Genomic DNA, 21056 nt, shown 5'->3' on the forward strand with positions numbered 1-21056 from the left:
GTATTGCCTTCCTGCGGATATCTATGCCCGTATCCCGCCATTCTTTTCGCTTATTTAGCGGGTTTCCACGCTCACGATACCATATGAGCGCCCATTTTCCAACTGTTTGCCCGACGCTTACATGCGTGCCGAGAGCCTGCGCACTAATTCCTCATGCGGAATATCGGCATCAATCGCCAACCGGCGCAGACCAAAATGGACGCGAGCAATCTGCTGGTAATAGCGTGTGTAGACATAGTTGGTGCCGCCACCCGCTATCGCCCCTAACACGGGAACGGACTGTGCCGCGAGTTTCTGCCCCAGTACAACAGACAACCGTGGCGCAACAGCTGAAATCAACCGTTGCATGGCGGGTCCGGTCAGGGTCAGACGAAGCGAAAAGAACCCAAGATCGGCACCATCATCATCAGACAACGGCCCTGCAGCGGACAAGACCCCTACGCAATCGAATTTCACACCCTCTTCTGAGGGATCGAATCCCTCGCGCGCGGCTGCGCCTTGTATCGCGCGCAACAGCATCGCTGTAGTCGCTGGCAACTCCATCAGGGCGGTGGACATACCACCCAGCCCACCAGCCGCACCCATGGCCGTGGTCAGCGCAGTGTTAACCCAGGGATGTTGATCCGGCACTGCCCGGCGCGACGTTTCAGCAGCGTGCATTGCCAGCCACAGCGCGTTTTCTGTAGCTCCGGTTAGACCTTGTTTAATGGGTTCAGGCAATTGATCCAACAGAGACTCGGCCGAACCTCCAAGACTATTCAGCAGCTTGACGCCCGGCCCTCCGGCAGACCGGTAGTAGCCGGCCAAGCGCTCTAGTTCAGCCTCGGCATCCAGTTCTTCGACGAGCGCGACGTCCTGCATAGTGAACCTCCTGTCTGTAAGACATCGGGATTCACGGCTCGGGTTTCAATAGCTCAGCGGCTCCAACGGGTCACGGAGCCATGCACGCCTTCCCAAACGCCAGGGGTCAGTTCCAGCCCCAGAACGCGATCCGGGTTGGTTGGCGGTGGCATCTCAACCCCGCTGAGGCGTGAGAACCCGAACCGCTTGTAATAAGGCGCGTCACCAACCAGCAGAACGCGGGTCCAACCCAGCGCGCGCCCAGCCCGTAGGCCTTCGTGGATCAGGTATCCGCCCACGCCTTCCCCCTGATGCGTTGGGTGTACGGCAACCGGCCCCAACAGCAGCGCATCATGATCCCCGACATGAACCGGCCAGAACCGGATCGCGCCGGCCAGAATGCCCTGCCCGTCCCGCGCCACCAGGGACAAGCCGTCGACGGGTGGCACATGATCGCGCAGGCGGTACGAGGACAGCGCCTCGCGCCCGGGCGCGAAACACAGGTCATAGAGCGCCTCGACCTCCCACCAATCGTCCGGCTCTTCCGGACGTATCCCCAACTGCTGCACCCCGACCTCTTTTTACTTGCTGGCCTTCGCCCTAACACTTCGGTAGGCCTTGGGCAAACGCTTGGAGATGTGAATGTTCTACCGCCCCGAAGATGGCCACGGCCTACCGCACAACCCGTTCAACGCCATCATCACCCCGCGCCCAATTGGGTGGATATCTACCCGCAGCCCGGACGGGGTCAACAATCTGGCCCCCTACTCGTTTTTCAATGGGGTCGCCTACACGCCCCCGCAGGTGATGTTTGCGTCGACCGGGGCCAAGCAAGATCAGGATGGCGGCAAGGACAGCGTCGCCAACATCGAGGCAACCGGCGTTTTCTGCGTGAACGTGGTTGCGCACGCGCACCGCGATGCGATGAATGCAACCTCAGCAGCATTGCCCAAACATAGCGATGAGTTTGAACACGCGGGCCTGACACCGATCGAATGCGAAACGATTCCCTGCGCCCGCGTCCAAGGTGTCCCGGCGGCGCTTGAATGCAAACTGACCAAGATCGTCACGCTTCCCGGCGAAGCCAACCGGGTCGTGTTCGGCGAAGTCACAGGCGTGCATTTGCACGACGATCACATGCGCGACGGTAAGTTTGACGTCACAACTTTTAACCCGCTGGCGCGACTGGGATACCGGGATTACTCGGTTGTCACGGACGTCTTCAGCCTTGCGCGCCCGGACGACTGATGCCTCTGCCAGACCCTTGCCGCAGATATCCGATCACGCTTCCCGATGGGTCTGACCATGAGGGCACTGTATTTCTGTCACAAGCTATCGACCATCCGCGGTTTCAGGCCGGTGCGTTCACCTATGCCTCGGACTTTGACGCACCCCAGGACTGGGCATCGCGGTTGGCACCTTACTTGTTCCCGTTTTCGCGGGAAAAACTTGTGCTTGGCAAGTTCTGCCAAATCGCGCACGGGGTACGCTTTATCACGGCATCGGCCAATCACGCGATGGACGGGCTGACATGTTTTCCGTTTCCGGTGTTTGACCCTGAGAACATGGCCGGATTTCAGCCAGATACGCGCGACACGATTGTCGGAAACGACGTTTGGATCGGTTACGGCGCATTGATCTTGCCCGGCGCAAGGATCGGGAATGGCGCAATAATCGGTGCAGGCGCCGTTGTTCGCGGCGACATTCCGCCATACGCTATTGTGACAGGCAATCCAGCAGAGGTTCGCCGCCTGCGCTTTGATGCCGACACCATACAAAGGTTGGAGGCCCTACGCTGGTGGGATTGGCCCGCCGAGATGGTTGCGAAAGCAGAGAGCGCATTGCTGTCCGCCCATATCGAAGATCTGGAAAGGCTTTCCCCGAACTAATAAGCGGCCGAATTGACCGCTTTTTAGGTTAGTGCCCCCCCAGGATTCCGGTGCGAACAGAATAGTCCACGGCCAATTCATAGTCTGGGTCATCGTCACTATCGACCATCAGATGCCCTGCCTTATTCAGCAGTTTATGGCAATCCCGGCTGAGGTGCCGCAACATGACGCGCTTGCCGGCCTCTTCGTATTTGGCAGCGACATTTTCGATAGCTTGCAAAGCGGACTGGTCCACGACCCGGCTTTCTGCAAAGTCCACGATCACGGTGTCAGGGTCATTGGGCACGTCGAACAGCTCAACAAACCCGTCGGATGAGCCAAAGAAGAGCGGCCCCTGAATTTCATAGACCTTTGCGCCCTCCTCGGTCTGGGAGCTACGCGTGATCGCGTGAATGCGCTTGGCATTGTTCCACGCATAAGCAAGCGCCGACACGATCACGCCAACGACCACGGCAACTGCGAGGTCCTCCATGACCGTCACCACGGTGACCAGTACAATGACGAACGCATCCATCAACGGCACTTTGCGCATGATTTTGAACGAGTTCCACGCAAAGGTGCCAATCACGACCATGAACATTACCCCAACCAGGGCGGCCAGCGGTATCTGCTCGATCAGTGGCGACGCAAATAGGATAAAAATCAGCAGGAACAGCGCCGCTGCGATCCCGGCGATACGGGTGCGGCCACCGGATTTCACGTTGATCATCGACTGGCCGATCATGGCACATCCGCCCATGCCGCCGAAGAAACCGGTGGCAACATTGGCAACGCCCTGCGCAATACATTCCTGCGACGCTCCACCCCGCTTTCCGGTGATTTCACCCACAAGGTTCAGAGTCAGCAGAGATTCGATCAGTCCAATCGCGGCCAGGATGACGGCGTAAGGAAGGATGATCTCGAAAGTTTCCCAGTTCAGCGGCACCATCGGAATGTGGAACGGCGGCAGACCACCTTCGATCGAGGCCAGATCGCCCACACGCGGCACATCCAAACCAAAGCCGATCACCAGCGCAGCGACAACAAGAATACCGGCCAAAGGCGCGGGAATGATGCGGGTCAAGCGCGGCATGATCCAGATGACAGCCATGGTCAGCGCCACCAGCCCCAGCATGGTGTAAAGCTGAATTCCGGACAGCCATTCGCCGCCACCGACGCCATGCCCGGTGTTTTCCATGGTTCCTGGGACTTTGAACTGGCCCATCTGCGCCAGAAAGATCACGATGGCCAACCCATTGACAAAGCCCAGCATCACCGGATGCGGTACCAGTCGGATAAAGCGCCCCCAGTGCATCGCCCCTGCGATCAACTGAAGGATACCCATCAGCACGACGGTCGCGAACAGGTATTCGACCCCGTGCTCTGCAACCAGCGCCACCATCACCACGGCCAAAGCTCCGGTCGCACCCGAAATCATGCCTGGGCGGCCCCCGATCAGGGCGGTGATCAACCCGACCATGAAGGCCGCATAGAGACCAACAAGCGGGTGCACCCCAGCAACAAAGGCGAAGGCCACCGCTTCGGGCACCAGAGCCAGCGCAACGGTGAGGCCAGACAGCAGCTCAATCCGCAACCTCGAAACGGTCAGGCCTTCGTCCGGCACCCAACGAAAGTCGGGTTTGGCAATACGGTTGGCAAAACTGGCCAGCATGGCTCGGGGCATAAATCGGTCCTGTCGGTCGGTTGGGTGCGCGCGAAAGGGGTCTTTTAACGGCCAAGAAAGGCTTGCGATACCGCGTTTGGCGGGACCCTGCTATGCGTCAAATGCATACCGGGCGGACAACCAACACAAACCGTTGAACCCACTTGCCAAATCCCCTGCCGCCCCGCAGACAGGTCCAACAAGATTTTTCAACCGGAGCATAACCATGACGCAGACCAAGATCGCAATCATCGGTGGATCAGGCATTTATGATATCGACGGGTTAGAGAATGCGGACTGGGTCACAGTGGAAACGCCTTGGGGCGATCCTTCGGATCAGATCCTGACTGGCACGCTGGACGGTGTGGAAATGGTGTTCCTGCCGCGCCATGGGCGTGGCCACGTGCATTCGCCGACCGAAATCCCCTATCGCGCCAATATCGACGCATTGAAACGCCTGGGTGCAACGGATGTGATTTCCGTGTCCGCCTGTGGATCGTTCCGCGAACAGATGGCGCCGGGTGATTTCGTGATCGTGGATCAGTTTATCGACCGGACGTTCGCGCGCGAGAAAAGCTTTTTTGGCACCGGTTGCGTCGCGCATGTCAGCGTTGCACATCCGACCTGCCCGCGCCTCTCCGACGCTTGTGAGACGGCCGGGAAGGCCGCGGGGATCACCATCCATCGCGGTGGCACTTACCTCGCAATGGAAGGACCACAATTCTCGTCGCTGGCGGAATCCAAAATGTACCGGGAACAATGGGGGTGCGACGTTATCGGTATGACCAATATGCCCGAAGCCAAACTGGCCCGCGAGGCCGAGCTTTGTTTTGCCTCAATCGCCATGGTCACAGACTATGACAGTTGGCACCCCGATCATGGCGAGGTTGACGTAACCTCGATCATCGCAACCCTGACCGGCAACGCCGAAAAAGGCCGGGCGCTGGTCAAAGGTCTGCCCAAGCTTTTGGGGAAAGACCGCGCGCCCTGCCCGTATGGTTGCGACCGGGCACTTGAATACGCGATCCTCACCGCACCCGAAAAACGCGATCCTGGGTTGCTGGCCAAGTTGGACGCAGTCGCTGGGCGGGTTCTTTGACGCGGTTATCGGTCCAGAAATCCCTGCTCGTCACCCTGTGTGCAACTGGACTATGCCAACTGACGCTTCCGCCGCGCCATGCAACAATGCGGCGGAATTGTCTGATCGCGAGGGATGTGAAACAACGCCCGGAGACGCGCAATATCTGGGCAACGGCCAAAGCCGCGCTCTGGAGTTCCCGCATCTGAACAGCCCAGTCCGTAAGAATTGCTTGACCTGCGCGCACAGCCGGGGCTTGGTAAGCGCCTGAGCTATACAGGAAATCATATGTCCCTTGACCTCTGGCTGGCTTTTATGGCCGCATCCACCGCCCTGTTGTTGATACCGGGACCGACCGTTCTGCTGGTGCTCAGCTATGCCCTGTCCAAGGGGCGTAGCGTTGCGGTGGCCTCGGCCACGGGGGTCGCGCTGGGAGATCTGGTGGCCATGACCGCCTCGTTGCTGGGGTTGGGGGCGCTGGTTCTGGCATCTGCCACCCTGTTTTCCCTGCTGAAATGGGTGGGCGCAGCCTATTTGGTCTGGCTTGGCATCAAACTGCTGCGCAGTGCACCCTCCAGCGGGTTACAGACATTGGAGACAGGGCAGGATGTGACCGCACAAAGTGTATTTGGACACGCTGCAGCCGTGACTGCGTTGAACCCCAAATCCATTGCCTTCTTCATCGCATTCGTGCCGCAATTTCTGCGCCCCGCGGAACCTCTGGGTCCGCAATTCGCCATCCTCATTGCGTCTTTCGTTATTCTGGCTTGGTTGAATGCACTGGCTTACGCTTTGCTGGCGGACAGACTGCGCAAAATGATCGGGCGCGCCGGGGTCATTTCGGCACTCACCCGGTTCGGAGGACTGACCTTGATTGGAATGGGTATAGCCACCGCAGTTTTGCGGCGCCCGGCGTAAGGTCTTACTCCTCGGCGTTTTCCTTCATGAACCCGCGGATAAACCGTCGGATTTCCCGCGCGGCCGACGTGTCCAGCTCTTTGCACAGTTCGACAAACGCGTCGCGCTCATCTTTGTCCAGACGCAAGACCAACTGACTGTTTTTCTTGGTAGACCCCTTGCCGTCTTTCTTTCCCACGTGCCTTTTCCCCGCCGAACACTTGAATCAAATGCCGATGCAATGTATATACACAGCATAGAAGTTGTAGATATCGAGCAACTAACAACAAAAATAGGATTATGGCAATGAACCTTCACGCTGCTCAGGCATTTCTTTTGCGAGATCAACGCAATTGGCGTAAACCGCATCTTTCGTGGCTTCCTGCCGCGTTGTATCGCTATCACGGATTGCCAAAGGCTTCTCCGCAACGCCGCAAGTAAAGCGGTACGAAACTCTTCTTGCATGACCGACCCCGATGGGCCAAACACGCCCGCGTGTTTTGACGCCAAAGGGGTTGGCCATGTCCAGAAGCAAGTCGGTCAAGGATTACATCCGTACCATCGTTGATTTCCCGCACGAAGGGATCATGTTCCGGGATGTCACAACCCTGTTCGCCGACCCGCGCGGATTTCGCATGGCGATTGACCAGATGCTACACCCCTACGCTGGTGAGCAGATCGACAAAGTTGTCGGCCTTGAGGCGCGTGGCTTCATTCTGGGCGGGGCCATTGCGCACCAGTTGAGCGTAGGCTTCGTTCCAATCCGCAAAAAGGGCAAGCTGCCGGGAACCACGATCAGCCAAGACTACAAACTCGAGTATGGCGAGGCCATTGTTGAAATCCACGATGACGCCATTCAGCCAGGCGAGAAAATCCTTGTTGTCGACGATTTGTTGGCGACAGGGGGTACGGCCGCAGCCGGTATCAAGCTGATTGAAAGACTGGGTGGTGAAATCGTATCTTGCGCGTTCATCATAGACCTGCCAGAGCTTGGAGGGCGCAAAGTACTCGAAGAAATGGGTATGGACGTGCATATCCTGTGTGAATTCGAAGGGCACTGACGGCCCAATCTTCACAAAGATGTGAGTGGAAATTCCACACTGCGCCGGCTTAGCGCGGCCTTCAATCTCGTCAATATGTAAATATAAGAATATTCAGTGATCTTGTTGCGACAACTGGACGTAGAAGGTTCGATGCCACTTTTGGCATTCCAAAAAGGGAACCTGTTAACATGTTTCGCAAACTCGCAATTGCCGGCGTGGCCGGCGCTCTGATCGCAACTACCGCTTTTGCAGGCGGCAAGAAAGACATCGTTGATACCGCAGTTGGCGCGGGAAGCTTTGAAACGCTCGTCGCCGCCGTTCAAGCTGCTGAGCTGGTCGATACCTTGAAGGGCGAAGGCCCGTTCACCGTCTTCGCGCCGACCGACGAAGCCTTTGCAGCGTTGCCTGAAGGCACAGTCGAATCGCTGTTGATGCCCGAAAACAAAGACCAGCTGATCGCTGTTCTGACCTACCACGTCGTGCCGGGCAAAGTTATGTCCACCGACCTGTCCGATGACATGACCGCTGCTACCGTCCAAGGTGGCAATGTCACGATTGATCTGGATAACGGTGTGATGGTCAACGATGCATCGGTCGTACAAGCCGATATCGAGACCTCGAACGGCGTGATCCATGTGATCGACAAAGTGATCTTGCCAGAGTCGTAAAATCTTTTGCGCGGCTCGTACTTTGCCGGCCGCGCTTAAGACCTCAAAACCGCGCCCGGATTCATTATCCCCAACGGATCCAGCGCGGTTTTGATGGCGCGCATCGCAGACAGTTTTGCCGGATCGCCGTATCTCTCAAGGTCGTCAGCTTTCAAACGGCCGACACCATGCTCTGCGCTGACTGACCCCCCAAACGCATTAACCAGATCGTGCACGCTGCGCTGGACCACCTGTCTTTGGCTATCGAACTCTGACCGTTCATGGCCCTTGGGCGGGAAAACATTGTAGTGCAGATTCCCATCGCCCACATGACCAAAACAATTGACCCGAAACGGACCCAACGCGGCCACCATCTCATTCGCACGTTTGATGAACTTAGGTATCGACGAAATCGGCACTGAGATATCATGGCTGGAGACTGACCCGATCAATCGATTTGCCTCAGGGATACGTTCACGAACGGCCCACAGATCAGCGCGCTGAGCCTCACTCTGCGCAATGACCGCATCGCCAACAAGCTCTGCTTTCTCTGCCGCAACATAGAGTTTTTCCAACGCGTCCATGGGTGCCTGCCCCCCAAACAACCCAAGTTCGATCAATACGCACCACTCGGGCTGCGTGGCGAAGGGTTGGCGTACATCCGGCAGCGCCTCGGTCAGGAATTGTAATCCCTGCCTGTGGATCAATTCAAACGTGCTGACGGCATCGCCAAGTTGTTCATGCGCCAACGCAAGCAGCGCGATTGCCGCTTCGGGTGAGCGGACCTGTATCATCGCTGTCCCCACATTTTCAGGCCGTGGAAACAGCTTGAGAGAGGCCGCCGTGATGATCCCAAGCGTGCCTTCTGCCCCGATCAAAAGGTTGCGCAGGTTATAGCCGGTGTTGTCCTTGCGCAAACGGCTAAGCCCATGCCAAATCTCACCGCTCGGCAGAACTGCTTCCAACCCCAAACAAAGATCTCGCGCATTGCCGTAGCGCAACACATTCACGCCGCCCGCATTGGTCGCAAGGTTCCCGCCGATCCGGCATGAGCCTTGCGCAGCCAACGCCAGAGGGAACAACCGGTTGACCTGCTCTGCTGCGGCCTGCACATCGGCCAGAATAGCACCGGCTTCGACGATCAATATGTTCTCAGACGGGTAAACTGCGCGGATCGCTGTCATGCGCTCCAGCGATATCACCAGAGGTGCAGGGCCATCTGACATCACCTGCCCGCCAACTAGGCCAGTTCCACCACCATAAGGCACCACCGCTACCTGCGCACGTGACGCCAACCGGACCAGCGCGGCCACCTCGTCGACCGTTCGCGGCAAAGCCAAAACAGCCGTTTGGCCGGAAAAACGGCGGCGTGGCTCTTCCAGATAGCGTTGAGTCACGGGGCGTAGAATGTCGTCGCCCAGCTCGGCTCGGATCAGCCGGGCAAAGCTCTCATCAGCAGGATTCAGTGTCATGACCCTTCCTTGCCCAAGTCGGATGGACCCGGCAAGCCCTATTCCAGGTCAATCAGATAGCGCGGCTCTAGAACGACTATCGTAGGCCGGTCTGGAAGCGTACGCAGAGAGACGATGATCTCTGAGCCTCCGCTGCGTTCGACGGGGAAGTCATTTCGGATATCGACCAGAAACCGGTCGAGCGAAAACTGCGAGAACCAGTGCATCGGGATGATGACAGAGCTTTTCAGCCGCTTGAGCACCGAGATCATGTCCGGCAGGGGCATGGTTGTCCCGCCATCCACCGCCGCCATTACAACGTCCAAGCGGCCAAGCGCAGCGAACTGCTCATCGGTCGGAACATGGTGCAGATGCCCCAAATGACCAATGCACATGCCCTCAATCTCGAACACGAAGATCGAATTGCCGCGCTCTTCCACCCCGCCATAGGGCGACCGGATATCGGTTGAGACATTGCGCACAAGCATTTCACCCAAATCAAGGTGATGCTCGATCCCCTGCCCGAATTCGCCCCAGCCCGGCAACACATGCGGAATGGCCGGATCGGGATTTGCGGTCCAATGGGTGCTGTGGGCATGGTTCATCGTGACCACATCCGGGATCATGTCAGCACTGCCGATAAAGCCGGTAAAATCGGTGACCGCGTTCAGCCCGCCTTGCGTTTGGATCAGAAACGAGGCGTGGGCAATATAGCTGATCCGGACTGAGAAATCCGGGATTGGATCGGTCCACGCGGCCTTGTGGATATACTCTATGCCGGGCGCGGCATCGGCGATGGCGATACAATGACTTGGCCGCCGCTCCTGCGCTGCGGCACCGCCCGAGATCACCAAAAGTACCGCTAGAAACCAACGCATGACAGGAGTGTAGCGCAGAACATCACTAAGTCATGGGTATTGTTTAGACGAAAGCGCACCTTGCGCCCAAAAGAGTTCAGCATCGCGGAAAGATCCGCTAAACCGGCTTACCCTGCGTCCGTCTTACCGCGCCGGTCTGACCGCAGGCATGCGTATAGAACATGTGTCCGCCACCGGCCATTGATCTGTAAGTAAGACTGCGCAACGCCTTCGTATTTAAAGCTCGACCGTTCCAGCAAGCCCCGAGACGGTTTGTTTTCGGGCAGGCAGGCGGCCTCGATCCGGCTCAGGTCCAGACGAGTGAACGCGTGATGCACAACCGCGCCAATGGCCTCGCGCATAAAGCCATTGCGGGCGTAGGCCTCGCCGGTCCAATAGCCCAGTGTCCCGGCCTGTGCCGGACCACGGCGGATATTATCCAGGGTGATGGCCCCCACCAGCACGTCGTCCTCGCGGCGGAACAAAAACAAAGGAATTGCAGTGCCGCTGGCCACTGACCTTTGCGCCCAGTAGACACGGTTGGTAAAGGACTTGCGGCTAAGATGGTCCTTGGCCCAGACCGGCTCCCACGGGGTCAGAAACTCTTTCGAGGCGCGTCGCAGGGCCGCCCACTCATTGAAATCGGAATGGACCGGCGGACGCAAGCTCAGGCGTGCGGTTTCGATTTTCAGCTTGCGTCTGCCCAGAAGCATCACGCCGCGCGCCTCTCCTGCAGTTTTTCAAGTGTCGGCGCGCCCGAGACCGGACCGTACAGTGCCAACGCTGCCGGAGCCTGAACGGCCATTGCCTGCGCAAAGTTGCGCACGTCTTCGGTGCTGACGGCGTCGATCTTGGCAACGGTGTCCTCAAGCGTAGGCACCCGCCCCCAGATCTGCACCAGCCGCGCCAGGCGTTCGGCCCGGTTGGATGGGCTTTCAAGCCCCATCAACATCCCCGCCTTCATCTGCACACGGGCGCGCGCAACCTCTTCGGCGCTCATGTCATCGGCTGCGCGCTTCATTTCATCTATGGTGATGGTGGCCAGTTCTTCGACCTGCTCAGCAGACGTGCCCGCATAGATGGTCGTCGTGCCAGTATCGGCATAAGCACCGGTTTGTGCAAAGATCGTATAGCACAACCCACGCGTTTCCCGCACCTCTTGGAACAGACGCGAGGACATCCCGCCACCCAGGGCCGTGGAATAGATCTGCGCGGTATAAATCGCGTCATCCCGATAGCCCGGGCTTTCGAAGGCAAGTGCGAAATGGGCCTGTTCCAGCTCTTTCTCTTGCCGGGCTTCACCGCCGGTAAATCGCGCTGTTTCCGGAATCAGGCCTTTGCGCGGCTGGAGATGGCCAAACATCTCTTCGGCCAGTTTCATGAGGTCATCGTGATCCACGGCGCCAGCTGCCGAAAGGATCATCTGCTCGGGCCCATAATGTTCGGCCACGAAAGCTGAAAGGTCCTCGCGGGAAAAGGTGCTGACTCGTTCAGAAGGTCCAAGGATTGTGCGGCCCAAGGGCTGATCGTGATAGCTCTGCTCTTGCAGCCAGTCAAAGATCACATCATCGGGCGTATCATAGGCCTGACCGATTTCTTGCAGGATCACGCCGCGCTCAACCTCGATCTCGCGCGGGTCAAAGATCGGGTTCAGAACGATATCCCCAATCACATCCATTGCCAACGCAACATCGTCCTTCAACACCCGCGCGTAATAGGCCGTAACCTCACGCGACGTGTAGGCGTTGATATACCCGCCTACATCCTCGATCGCCTCGGCGATCTGCAGCGACGTCCGGCGCGCTGTGCCCTTGAAGGCCATGTGCTCCAGGAAATGCGCGATGCCGTTCTGTTCGATCCGCTCATGCCGCCCACCGGCGGTCACCCATATGCCGATGGCCGCTGATTGCAGCCCCGGCATGTGTTCACTGACGATACGAAACCCGTTTTTCAGTTGGTCTTGTCTGACAGTCACTCGGCGATATGCCCTTTGATATGATCCTCAATGGTGCCCAGATCATTGGCGATGCGGGTCACCCGTTCCGAACGTTCATACAGATCAGACATCCGAGAGGGAAGAGGCGGATGAACACCGCTCGCCTTCTCGACCGCGGCGGGGAACTTGGCGGGATGCGCTGTGGCCAGCGTGATCATCGGGGTATCGGCGGCACGCTGGTCTTCGGCTACCTTGATCCCAACTGCCGTATGAGGGCACACCAGCTCGACGCTATGGGCCAGCGTATGCTTGATCGTTTCCAGCGTTTCATCCTCGGACACGCGGCCCGAGTCGAAATTCTCGCGCAGGGCTTCCATCGCGCCCTGGCTGACAGTGAAACCGCCCGTTTTCAGTTCATCCATCAACTGCGCCACGGCGCGGCCATCCGCGCCATAGGCATAGTAAAGCGCGCGCTCAAAATTCGAGCTGACTTGAATATCCATCGACGGGCTTATTGACGGGATGGTGTTGCCCTTGAAATACCCCTGCCCCGACAAGCAGCGATGCAGAATGTCATTCTGGTTGGTGGCCACGACAAGACGGTCTATGGGCAGGCCCATACGCTTGGCAATGTAGCCTGCAAAGATGTCACCAAAATTTCCGGTCGGCACGGTAAAGCTGACCTTGCGGTGCGGCGCACCAAGGGCAACGGCAGACGAGAAGTAATAGACCACCTGCGCCAGCACGCGAGCGAAATTGATCGAGTTCACACCCGCCAACTTCACACCATCGCGGAAGTCGAAATCGTTGAACATATCCTTCACGGCGGCTTGGCAATCGTCGAAGTCACCATCCACGGCCAAAGCGTGCACGTTGCTGTTTGCTGGCGTCGTCATCTGACGGCGCTGCACTTCGGACACACGGCCATGCGGGAACAGGATGAACACATCCACCGCGTCCAGTCCCCGGAATGCCTCAATCGCTGCCGACCCGGTATCGCCGCTGGTCGCGCCCACGATCGTGACGCGCTCGCCGCGCCGCTTGAGGGCCACCTGAAACAGCTGGCCGATCAGTTGCATCGCAAAGTCTTTGAAGGCCAGCGTGGGGCCGTGGAACAGTTCGAGCAAGAAGTGGTTTTCGTTCAACTGCTTCAACGGCGCGCGGGCATCGTGACCAAAGCCTTCGTAGGCGCGGGCAATGATCGCCTTGAACTCATCTTCGCCGAAAGACCCGCTGACATAGGGCCACATGACGCGAAAAGCGACCTCTTCATACGGCAGACCTGCCATAGCGGCGATGTCACCCTTGCTCATCACCGGGATCTCGGCAGGCAGATACAGGCCACCGTCGCGGGCAAGCCCGGTCAGCATCGCCTCTTCAAATGTCAGTTCTGGCGCTTGGCCACGGGTTGAGATGTATTTCATTGCGCTTCACTCTTTGAAGGGGCGCGGCTGCGCCACAGGAAGTAAACGGTCATCGCGGCCCAGACCAGAGCAAGGCCAAACCAGGTCACTGCATATTGCAGATGGTCATTCGGTATACCTGCGGTATCAACAGGCAGCGGGGTTATACCCGGATCGGTCCGCGACCGCGCGATCAGCAGCACCGGCTCTGCGCTTAACGCGTCAGCAAGCGCCGGCACGTCACGAGCAAACCAAATATTGTCGTCAAGATCGGGCTCAGGTGTGTAGCCGTCAATCTCGTCGGGCCAGTGCAGGTTACCAACCACATCCATCTCACCGAGTTCACGGTTTGCAGCCTTCGCAGTTGTAGGGATGAAGCCACGATCGACCAGAATGGTGCGATTCTCCGTCAGGAAAGGTGCGATAATGCGATATCCGGGCCCGACCTGCTTAACCGAGACCAGCACATGCACCTCGCCCGGCAGCATCTGCCCCGAAACAGCGACGGGCAAATAGCGGTCGTTTTCGGCATCCGGGGCAACGGGCAAAGGCACCGGATCACCTGCGATGCGCGCGTCGATATCGGTCAGCAGCCCATCTTTCCACGCCAACCGCTGCACTTGCCACACACCCAGCGACAGCAAAATTGCCAGACCGGCAATTCCAAAGATCAACAGGAAAAGGATACGACTCATAATGGGTCTCGGGTTTGGTTGCAGGTGGGCACTAGAACCGGCGCCTTGTTAAGGTCAGCAAGGGCGCAATAGCAACCTTGCAATTGTACGGGGCGCAATCTTCTACCCCGTATAGAGAAAAAGCCGCCCTCAAGGCGGCTTTTACAATTTGACAGCCTGACTGGCGTTACATCAGTGGGGCTTGGCCCCAGATGTAGACGGCAAAGAATAGGAACAGCCAGACAACGTCGACAAAGTGCCAGTACCATGCCGCAGCTTCGAAACCGACGTGTTTTTCAGGAGTAAAATCGCCGCGCAGCGCCCGTATCAGGCAGACGGTCAGGAAGATTGTCCCGATGATGACGTGGGCGCCATGGAACCCCGTTGCCATAAAGAAGTTCGAATAGAACTGATCGCCACCAAACACCCACCCTTCGTGCGCCAGCAACTCGTAATATTCATACGCTTGCAGGAAGGTAAACAGCAGGCCCAGTACGATCCCGATTGCCAAACCATTCACCAACGCCTTGCGGTCATTGTCATGTATCAGCGCGTGGTGCGCCCAGGTGATTGCACAGCCCGACAGCAAAAGCACGAGCGTGTTGATCAGCGGCAGGTGGAACGGGTCAACGGCATGGATATCCGGCTGGATGTATTCTGTACCGGCATAGTCGTACATCGGGTACATGCGATGCTTGAAGAAGGACCAGAACCAGGCAAAGAAGAACATCACCTCGGACATCACGAACAGGATGAAACCGTAGCGCAGACCGATACGGACAACCGGTGTGTGATCCCCTGCGCGGCTTTCTGCCACCACATCCGACCACCATGCAAACATGCAGTAGAGCACAGCAACAAATCCGCCCCAGAATAGGAACGAGGTATTTCCGTGCATCCACAGGACGGCACCGAACAGCATCGCGAAGGCTGCGACCGCGCTCAACAGGGGCCAGACCGACGGGGCCAGAATGTGGTAATCATGGTTTTTTGCGTGTGCCATCAGCGTCCCTCACCTACAGGCGTTAGTTCGTGTTTTTCTCTGCCTGCGTTTCGAGGGCAGCGTAGCCCTCGGGCAGGTCAATTTCATAGAATGTATACGACAGAGTAATCGTATGCACATACTTGGCTTCCAAGTCTTCGACCATCTCCGGGTCAACGAAGAAAGTTACCGGCATTTGCACCCGCTCACCGGGTTGCAAAACCTGCTCTTCAAAGCAGAAGCAGGCGATTTTCTGAAAATAGCCACCCGCTGAATACGGCGCGACATTGTATGACGCCTGCCCCGCGATCGGGCGGTCGGTCGGGTTGTACGCCTCATAAAAAGCCAGACCGGTTTCCCCGATGCGAACTTCCATTTCGCGCTCGACGGGTTTGAACTCCCACGCCATGCCTTTGGCTTTCGACGCATCAAATCGTACCGTGACTGTACGGTCGAGAATATCCTCGGGTGCAGCTTCGGCCACACCAGTAGTGCCGCCAAACCCGGTAACACGGCAGAACCAATCGTAGAACGGCACTGCCGCCCAGGCTAAGCTACCCATCAACAGAACCACACCAACGGTCTGCGCCACTGTTTTCTGCGGGCCGGATAATGCCATTAGTTCTGTACCTCCTGCGTTGCAAGACCCAGGCTCGGACCCGAGACCTTTACGATGGTTAGGCCAAAAATGATCACAATGAAGGCCGCCAGCGTCAGGCCGACCCCCAAATTGCGGCTGAACCGGCGCTGGTGCAATTCATGGCTTTTGCGCAAACTCATGACCAGCCTCCCAATCCGTAGGGTTTTACCAACGCCTCAAGCAGGATAGCACCAAAATGCAGGAACAGATACAGTAGCGACAGCTTGAAGAAGGCGCGTTCGGCTTTGAAGTTATCGGCTTCCGAGTCGTCTTCGGTTCTGCGCGCGATCTGCCATGCGCCGCGCAGGAAGAGGGCATTCATCACAATCGCCACGGTCAGATAAATTGGCCCACCGATGCCCGAGAACGCCGTCCCAACCGCCAACAAAGCAAGCAGGCCGGTGTAGATCAGAATATGCCAGCGCGTCGCGCGGCGGCCATGCGTCACGGTCAGCATCGGGACGCCCGCATCGTCATAGTCAGACCGCATGAACAAGGCCAGTGCCCAGAAATGCGGCGGCGTCCACATGAAGGTCAGCGCGAACATCAGCCATGGCTCCAGCGTCATTGAGCCGGTGGCAGCAACCCAGCCGATTACAGGTGGGAAAGCGCCTGCCGCTCCGCCAATCACAATGTTTTGAGGCGTCAAACGCTTGAGCCACATGGTGTATACGACAACGTAGAAAAAGATAGTAAACGCAAGAAAGGCGCCCGCGAGCCAATTTGTCGCCAGCCCAAGCATGATCACCGAAAGGCCCGACAACGCCAGGCCAATCGCCAATGCTTCGCCCGCTTCGACCTTGCCCGACGGGATTGAGCGGCGTCTGGTGCGCTTCATAATCCTGTCGATATCCGCGTCCCACCACATGTTCAGTGCACCGGAGGCGCCGCCACCAATGGCAATGAACAGGATCGCGCAAAACCCAACAAACGGGTGTACTTGCACCGGGGCTGCCAACAGGCCAACCAAAGCCGTGAAAACGACCAGTGACATGACCCGAGGCTTTAGCAGGGCGAAGTAATCGCCAAAGCTTGCCTCGTCCGCGCGGGGCTGCGCGGAAACGGTGCTGGCATTGATGCTTGCGTCGCTCATCTCGGGTCCTTTTGGGGCGAAAGCTGCGCGAATGCCGCGCAGCCTGCGTCATGTTACTTACGAGCTTTCGCCCGTATCAGTTCTCGGCAACCTGGTAGGACTGCGGCAGACCTGCATACTCGTCGATCGCGCCTTGCAACCATTGTTCGTATGCGTCTTCGCTGACCACTTTGACGGTGATCGGCATATACGCATGGTCCTTTCCGCACAATTCCGAGCACTGGCCAAAATAGATGCCCTCTTTATCGGCTTCGAACCACAACTCAGCCAGACGTCCAGGTACGCCATCCTGTTTCACACCAAACGACGGGATCGTCCACGAGTGGATCACGTCCGAGGCTGTGACTTGCATGACGATGACCTTGCCAACAGGGACAACAACAGCTGTGTCGGTCGCCAGCAACCATTCATCATCGCTGTAACCGGCATCGGCCAGCTTGGCGCGCATCGCATCATCCAATACAAAAGGCGTGACGTCAGCATCCGCCGGGCGAGCGCCCTCGTCCAATGTCGCCGGATGCCCCAGCAAGTAGCTGTCGAATGCAAAATCGTGGTCCACGTACTCGTAGGTCCAGTACCATTGGTTTCCGACCACCTTGATAACCACGTCACCTTCTGGGATTTCCTGCTGTTTGAACAGAACCGGCAACGAGAATGCACCAATGAACACAAGAATAAGGATCGGGCCCAGCGTCCATGCGATTTCAACTGGTGTGTAGTGCGAGAATCGCGCGGGCGTTGGATTTGCCCGACGGTTGTAGCGAACGATGCAGTAAATCAGCAGCCCGGCAACCAGCAAACAGATCGCGGTGATGATCACCAGAATCATGCCGTCCAAACGCTGAATACCCTCTGCGAGGCTTGTGGCTGCGGGTTGGAACCCTAGGCCGCCATCGACCGGCTTGCCAATAATCTCAAGCTCCTGCGCCATGGAAGGCAAGCTGGAGAGGGCTGTCAGCAGCCCCGAAAGCATCAAAGCATTCTTCATGTTCTGTCCTGATCGTTTGATCTTTGCTTCTTTTGCGAGAAGGTGTGAATCAGTCGCACCTCTCCCGTTGTCTTTGGCCGCGTTAAAAACCATATTCTGGCGGGTAGATAAAGCAAAATGCTTGCGTCAAACAGACGCTATTTTTGATCTGGATCAAACCCGAAAGGCCCCAAGTGATGCCCGACAACCCGTTTCGACCGTTTGAAAGCGTTCTTCCGAAGGACGAAGCGCTTGCGGTTCTACAATCCGCAACCGCCGGGGCCCAGGATGGAGAGCTGTTTGTAGAACGACGCAAATCCGAGTCTCTGGTCTTTGACGACGGGCGATTGAAAACCGCATCGTACGATGCATCCGAAGGGTTCGGCCTGCGCGCGGTTCAAGGTGAGGTTGCGGGATATGCCCATTCCACCGATGTATCGATTCCCGCCCTAAAACGGGCGGCAGAAACGGCGCGGCTGGCTGTGGGAGAAGGCGGCGGGACGCTGGCCGGAGCTCCTCGCGCGACCAACACTCGGCTGTACACAGACGAAGACCCGATCGAATCCGCCAGCTTCCCGGTGAAAATCGAGACCCTGCGCGAGATCGACGCCTTTGCCCGCGATCTTGACACGCGGGTCGTGCAGGTCAGCGCAACCATTGCCGCCGCCGTGCAAGAGGTCGAGATTCTGCGCCCGGATGGCGTTATGGTTCGCGACGTGCGGCCGATGACCCGCCTGAACATCTCGGTCATCGTGGAACAGAACGGTCGCAGGGAAAGCGGCTCGGCTGGCGGGGGTGGGCGCATCGGCCTTGATGGGCTGATCGACCCCTCTGACTGGCAAGACAAAGCGCGGGAGGCCCTGAGGATCGCTCTGGTCAACCTCGACGCTGTTCCCGCCCCTGCTGGCGTGATGGAGGTAGCACTTGGCCCCGGCTGGCCCGGCATCTTGCTGCACGAAGCCATCGGCCATGGGTTGGAAGGCGATTTCAACCGCAAAGGCAGTTCAGCCTTTGCGGGTCTGATGGGGCAACGGATCGCGTCGAAAGGCGTGACCGTCGTGGATGACGGCACCATCGCGGATCGTCGCGGTTCGATCACGGTGGATGATGAAGGCACCCCCAGTTCGCGGACTGTATTGATCGAGGACGGTATCCTGACCGGCTATATGCAGGACCGCCAGAACGCCCGCCTGATGGGTGTGGCCCCCACCGGCAACGGGCGGCGACAAAGCTATGCGCATAAACCTATGCCGCGTATGACAAATACGGTCATGCTGGGCGGAAATGCAGATCCGGCATCACTGGTCGCGGACATAAAAGATGGTATCTGGGCCGTGGGCTTTGGCGGCGGGCAAGTGGACATCACAAACGGCAAGTTCGTTTTTTCCTGCACCGAGGCGTATCGCGTCGAAAACGGCAAAATCGGCGCCCCAGTAAAAGGGGCGACCCTGATCGGAGACGGCCCGTCCGCACTGAATCGCATCCGAGGGTTGGGCAATGACATGGCGCTGGACCCGGGCATGGGAACATGCGGCAAGGATGGTCAGTGGGTTCCGGTGGGTGTCGGCCAGCCAACCGTATTGCTGGACGGCCTGACCGTTGGCGGATCGGCTGCCTAAGCAGAATCGACCCGATACTTAGGTTAACTCCTTACAGCGGTTTGTAGCGGATTATGGCGCCTGCCTTGGGAAACCCCCAAAGTGGGCGCCACTTTTTTTATCTTTGTTTCTTAGTTACTTAGGTGAATTTGACGATGAAGTTCAAGAAAATTTCCGAATAATTTGAGAGGATTCACAAGCTGTTAACCTCCTAAGTCGTAAACCAGTTCTGCAATCAGACGGAGCGACGGATGACCGAAGAGCAGCTTTCTTCCTATCACCCCACACTCCCACCCACCACGGAAGAGGATCGGTTTTCCTGGCTTCGTCTGTTGCGCTCGCGCAAGGTAGGTCCGGCGACGTTTCGCCGGCTGCTGCGAGAACATGGCTCAGCGCAGAACGCGCTGGCTGCGCTGCCTGAAATGGCTCGCGCCGCCGGAATTGAAGGGTATGAAATTTGCCCGCCCGGCGTGATTGAGGCGGAACTCAAGGCTGCAAGGGCTGCAAATGCGCGGCTGTTGTGCCTTGGGTCCGCTGATTTTCCTGTTCAACTGAATGACCTGTCCGACGCCCCGCCTATGCTGTGGGCCATCGGAGATGTGTCTATTCTGCGCAAGCCGTCTATCGCGATGGTTGGGGCGCGAAACTGTTCATCGTTGGGTGCCCGAATGGCGCGCGGTCTGGCGGCCGATCTTGGGAAACAGGGGTTTGTTATAGTTTCGGGGCTGGCCCGCGGAATTGATACATCTTCGCACTTGGCCGCATTGGATACAGGCACAGTGGCGGTCATGGCTGGCGGTGTTGATGTCATTTATCCGGCTGAAAACACCGATCTGGCGAGAGATATCGCGCAATCGGGGCTGCGTCTGTCGGAACAACCAATGGGGATTAATCCGCAGGCCCGGCACTTTCCGCGTCGCAACCGTATCATCTCGGGTCTGGCTCAGGCGGTTGTGGTGGTCGAAGCAGCGGCTAAGTCCGGCAGTCTGATCACCGCCCGCGATGCCTTGGACCAAGGCCGAGAGGTCTTGGCCGTGCCCGGGCACCCCTTCGACGCCCGCGCAGCAGGGTGCAACCTGCTGATACGCGATGGGGCAACACTGGTGCGATCTGCTGACGACGTGCTCGAGGCGTTGCCGCAGCAACCTGTAGATCTGTTAGATACCACCGAAATGGCAGAGTCGCCCAAACCTGTTGCGTCCGGCGCTGCATTACATCGGGAAATTCTGTCCCGTCTGGGCCCGTCGCCCATTGCCGAAGATCAACTGATCCGTGACATCGCTGCCACGGCGGGTGATGTCGGCCCGGCTCTGGTCGATCTTGAATTGGACGGGCGAATCCAACGGCAACCCGGCGGCTTGCTGTCTCTTACAGCCTGAGGGGGTGCGCTGCATTCCGCGCCACCTACCGCTGCGTCTA

At 58.0% G+C, this 21056-nt stretch carries 23 protein-coding genes; 8 read left to right on the top strand and 15 right to left on the bottom strand.

What is annotated here, in order from left to right:
* Positions 1-117: 117 nt before the first annotated feature.
* Positions 118-861, bottom strand: coding sequence for an EcsC family protein (locus ACXAET_RS08395; RefSeq protein ID WP_475183701.1), 744 nt, complete (start codon positions 859-861; stop codon positions 118-120).
* Between the two features lie 53 nt (positions 862-914).
* On the bottom strand, positions 915-1409 hold the full coding sequence (locus tag ACXAET_RS08400; protein ID WP_475183703.1) for a GNAT family N-acetyltransferase: 495 nt from the start codon (positions 1407-1409) through the stop codon (positions 915-917).
* Between the two features lie 73 nt (positions 1410-1482).
* Here ACXAET_RS08400 and ACXAET_RS08405 point away from each other — a divergent pair, with 73 nt between their 5' ends.
* Both ACXAET_RS08405 and ACXAET_RS08410 read left to right on the top strand, forming a co-directional pair.
* Entirely contained in the window at positions 1483-2088 is a 606-nt protein-coding gene (locus ACXAET_RS08405; protein WP_475183704.1) for a flavin reductase family protein, read from the top strand.
* Positions 2088-2729 carry a CatB-related O-acetyltransferase gene (locus ACXAET_RS08410; protein WP_475183706.1) on the top strand — a complete coding sequence of 214 codons (642 nt, stop codon included), beginning with the start codon at positions 2088-2090 and terminating at the stop codon, positions 2727-2729. Before ACXAET_RS08405 ends, ACXAET_RS08410 begins: the two co-directional genes overlap by 1 nt.
* 28 nt (positions 2730-2757) lie before the next feature.
* Here the strand turns inward: ACXAET_RS08410 and ACXAET_RS08415 are convergent, their stop codons facing one another.
* The gene (locus ACXAET_RS08415) at positions 2758-4392 is read right to left on the bottom strand and encodes a SulP family inorganic anion transporter (protein ID WP_475183708.1); all 1635 of its coding nucleotides are present in this window, start codon (positions 4390-4392) and stop codon (positions 2758-2760) included.
* Between the two features lie 205 nt (positions 4393-4597).
* Between ACXAET_RS08415 and ACXAET_RS08420 the strand changes: the two genes are divergently transcribed.
* Positions 4598-5470, top strand: coding sequence for an S-methyl-5'-thioadenosine phosphorylase (locus ACXAET_RS08420; RefSeq protein WP_475183709.1), 873 nt, complete (start codon positions 4598-4600; stop codon positions 5468-5470).
* 267 nt (positions 5471-5737) lie between these two features.
* Positions 5738-6367, top strand: coding sequence for a LysE family translocator (locus ACXAET_RS08425; RefSeq protein WP_475183711.1), 630 nt, complete (start codon positions 5738-5740; stop codon positions 6365-6367).
* A gap of 4 nt (positions 6368-6371) precedes the next feature.
* Here the strand turns inward: ACXAET_RS08425 and ACXAET_RS08430 are convergent, their stop codons facing one another.
* Positions 6372-6545, bottom strand: coding sequence for a hypothetical protein (locus ACXAET_RS08430; RefSeq protein WP_475183712.1), 174 nt, complete (start codon positions 6543-6545; stop codon positions 6372-6374).
* A 322-nt stretch (positions 6546-6867) separates the two neighbouring features.
* Between ACXAET_RS08430 and ACXAET_RS08435 the strand changes: the two genes are divergently transcribed.
* Both ACXAET_RS08435 and ACXAET_RS08440 read left to right on the top strand, forming a co-directional pair.
* A complete protein-coding gene (locus ACXAET_RS08435; RefSeq protein WP_475183714.1) occupies positions 6868-7407 on the top strand; it encodes an adenine phosphoribosyltransferase in 540 nt (179 codons plus the stop codon).
* 170 nt (positions 7408-7577) lie between these two features.
* The gene (locus ACXAET_RS08440) at positions 7578-8057 is read left to right on the top strand and encodes a fasciclin domain-containing protein (protein ID WP_068337581.1); all 480 of its coding nucleotides are present in this window, start codon (positions 7578-7580) and stop codon (positions 8055-8057) included.
* Between the two features lie 35 nt (positions 8058-8092).
* On the opposite strand, the gene ACXAET_RS08445 is transcribed toward ACXAET_RS08440, so the two are convergent.
* The 11 genes from ACXAET_RS08445 to coxB all read right to left on the bottom strand — a co-directional run bounded on the left by ACXAET_RS08445 (position 8093) and on the right by coxB (position 18060).
* On the bottom strand, positions 8093-9508 hold the full coding sequence (locus ACXAET_RS08445; RefSeq protein ID WP_475183715.1) for an FAD-binding oxidoreductase: 1416 nt from the start codon (positions 9506-9508) through the stop codon (positions 8093-8095).
* Positions 9509-9546: 38 nt separating this feature from the next.
* A complete protein-coding gene (locus tag ACXAET_RS08450; protein WP_475183717.1) occupies positions 9547-10365 on the bottom strand; it encodes an MBL fold metallo-hydrolase in 819 nt (272 codons plus the stop codon).
* A gap of 107 nt (positions 10366-10472) precedes the next feature.
* Positions 10473-11057, bottom strand: coding sequence for a GNAT family N-acetyltransferase (locus ACXAET_RS08455; RefSeq protein ID WP_068337587.1), 585 nt, complete (start codon positions 11055-11057; stop codon positions 10473-10475).
* Positions 11057-12319: a M16 family metallopeptidase gene (locus tag ACXAET_RS08460; protein WP_475183718.1), complete on the bottom strand. Its 1263-nt coding sequence runs from the start codon at positions 12317-12319 to the stop codon at positions 11057-11059. Before ACXAET_RS08460 ends, ACXAET_RS08455 begins: the two co-directional genes overlap by 1 nt.
* The gene (gene thrC / locus ACXAET_RS08465) at positions 12316-13704 is read right to left on the bottom strand and encodes a threonine synthase (RefSeq protein ID WP_475183720.1); all 1389 of its coding nucleotides are present in this window, start codon (positions 13702-13704) and stop codon (positions 12316-12318) included. The genes ACXAET_RS08460 and thrC overlap by 4 nt, the downstream gene beginning before the upstream one ends.
* Positions 13701-14378, bottom strand: coding sequence for an SURF1 family protein (locus ACXAET_RS08470; RefSeq protein ID WP_475183721.1), 678 nt, complete (start codon positions 14376-14378; stop codon positions 13701-13703). Before ACXAET_RS08470 ends, thrC begins: the two co-directional genes overlap by 4 nt.
* 166 nt (positions 14379-14544) lie before the next feature.
* Positions 14545-15360, bottom strand: coding sequence for a cytochrome c oxidase subunit 3 (locus ACXAET_RS08475; RefSeq protein ID WP_068337593.1), 816 nt, complete (start codon positions 15358-15360; stop codon positions 14545-14547).
* 22 nt (positions 15361-15382) lie between these two features.
* Entirely contained in the window at positions 15383-15958 is a 576-nt protein-coding gene (locus ACXAET_RS08480) for a cytochrome c oxidase assembly protein (protein ID WP_475183723.1), read from the bottom strand.
* Positions 15958-16119 carry a hypothetical protein gene (locus ACXAET_RS08485; protein ID WP_475183725.1) on the bottom strand — a complete coding sequence of 54 codons (162 nt, stop codon included), beginning with the start codon at positions 16117-16119 and terminating at the stop codon, positions 15958-15960. Before ACXAET_RS08485 ends, ACXAET_RS08480 begins: the two co-directional genes overlap by 1 nt.
* Complete coding sequence (gene cyoE / locus ACXAET_RS08490; RefSeq protein ID WP_475183726.1) at positions 16116-17072, bottom strand: heme o synthase; 957 nt, start codon at positions 17070-17072, stop codon at positions 16116-16118. Before cyoE ends, ACXAET_RS08485 begins: the two co-directional genes overlap by 4 nt.
* Positions 17073-17148: 76 nt before the next feature.
* Positions 17149-18060, bottom strand: coding sequence for a cytochrome c oxidase subunit II (gene coxB, locus ACXAET_RS08495; RefSeq protein WP_475183727.1), 912 nt, complete (start codon positions 18058-18060; stop codon positions 17149-17151).
* 176 nt (positions 18061-18236) lie between these two features.
* Here coxB and tldD point away from each other — a divergent pair, with 176 nt between their 5' ends.
* Positions 18237-19658 (top strand): metalloprotease TldD, encoded by a 1422-nt coding sequence (tldD, locus tag ACXAET_RS08500; protein ID WP_475183729.1) that lies wholly within the window; start codon positions 18237-18239, stop codon positions 19656-19658.
* Positions 19659-19888: 230 nt separating this feature from the next.
* The gene (dprA, locus tag ACXAET_RS08505; RefSeq protein ID WP_475183730.1) at positions 19889-21016 is read left to right on the top strand and encodes a DNA-processing protein DprA; all 1128 of its coding nucleotides are present in this window, start codon (positions 19889-19891) and stop codon (positions 21014-21016) included.
* Positions 21017-21056 lie beyond the last annotated feature (40 nt).

Source organism: Ruegeria sp. AWH4_226 (assembly GCF_056159225.1).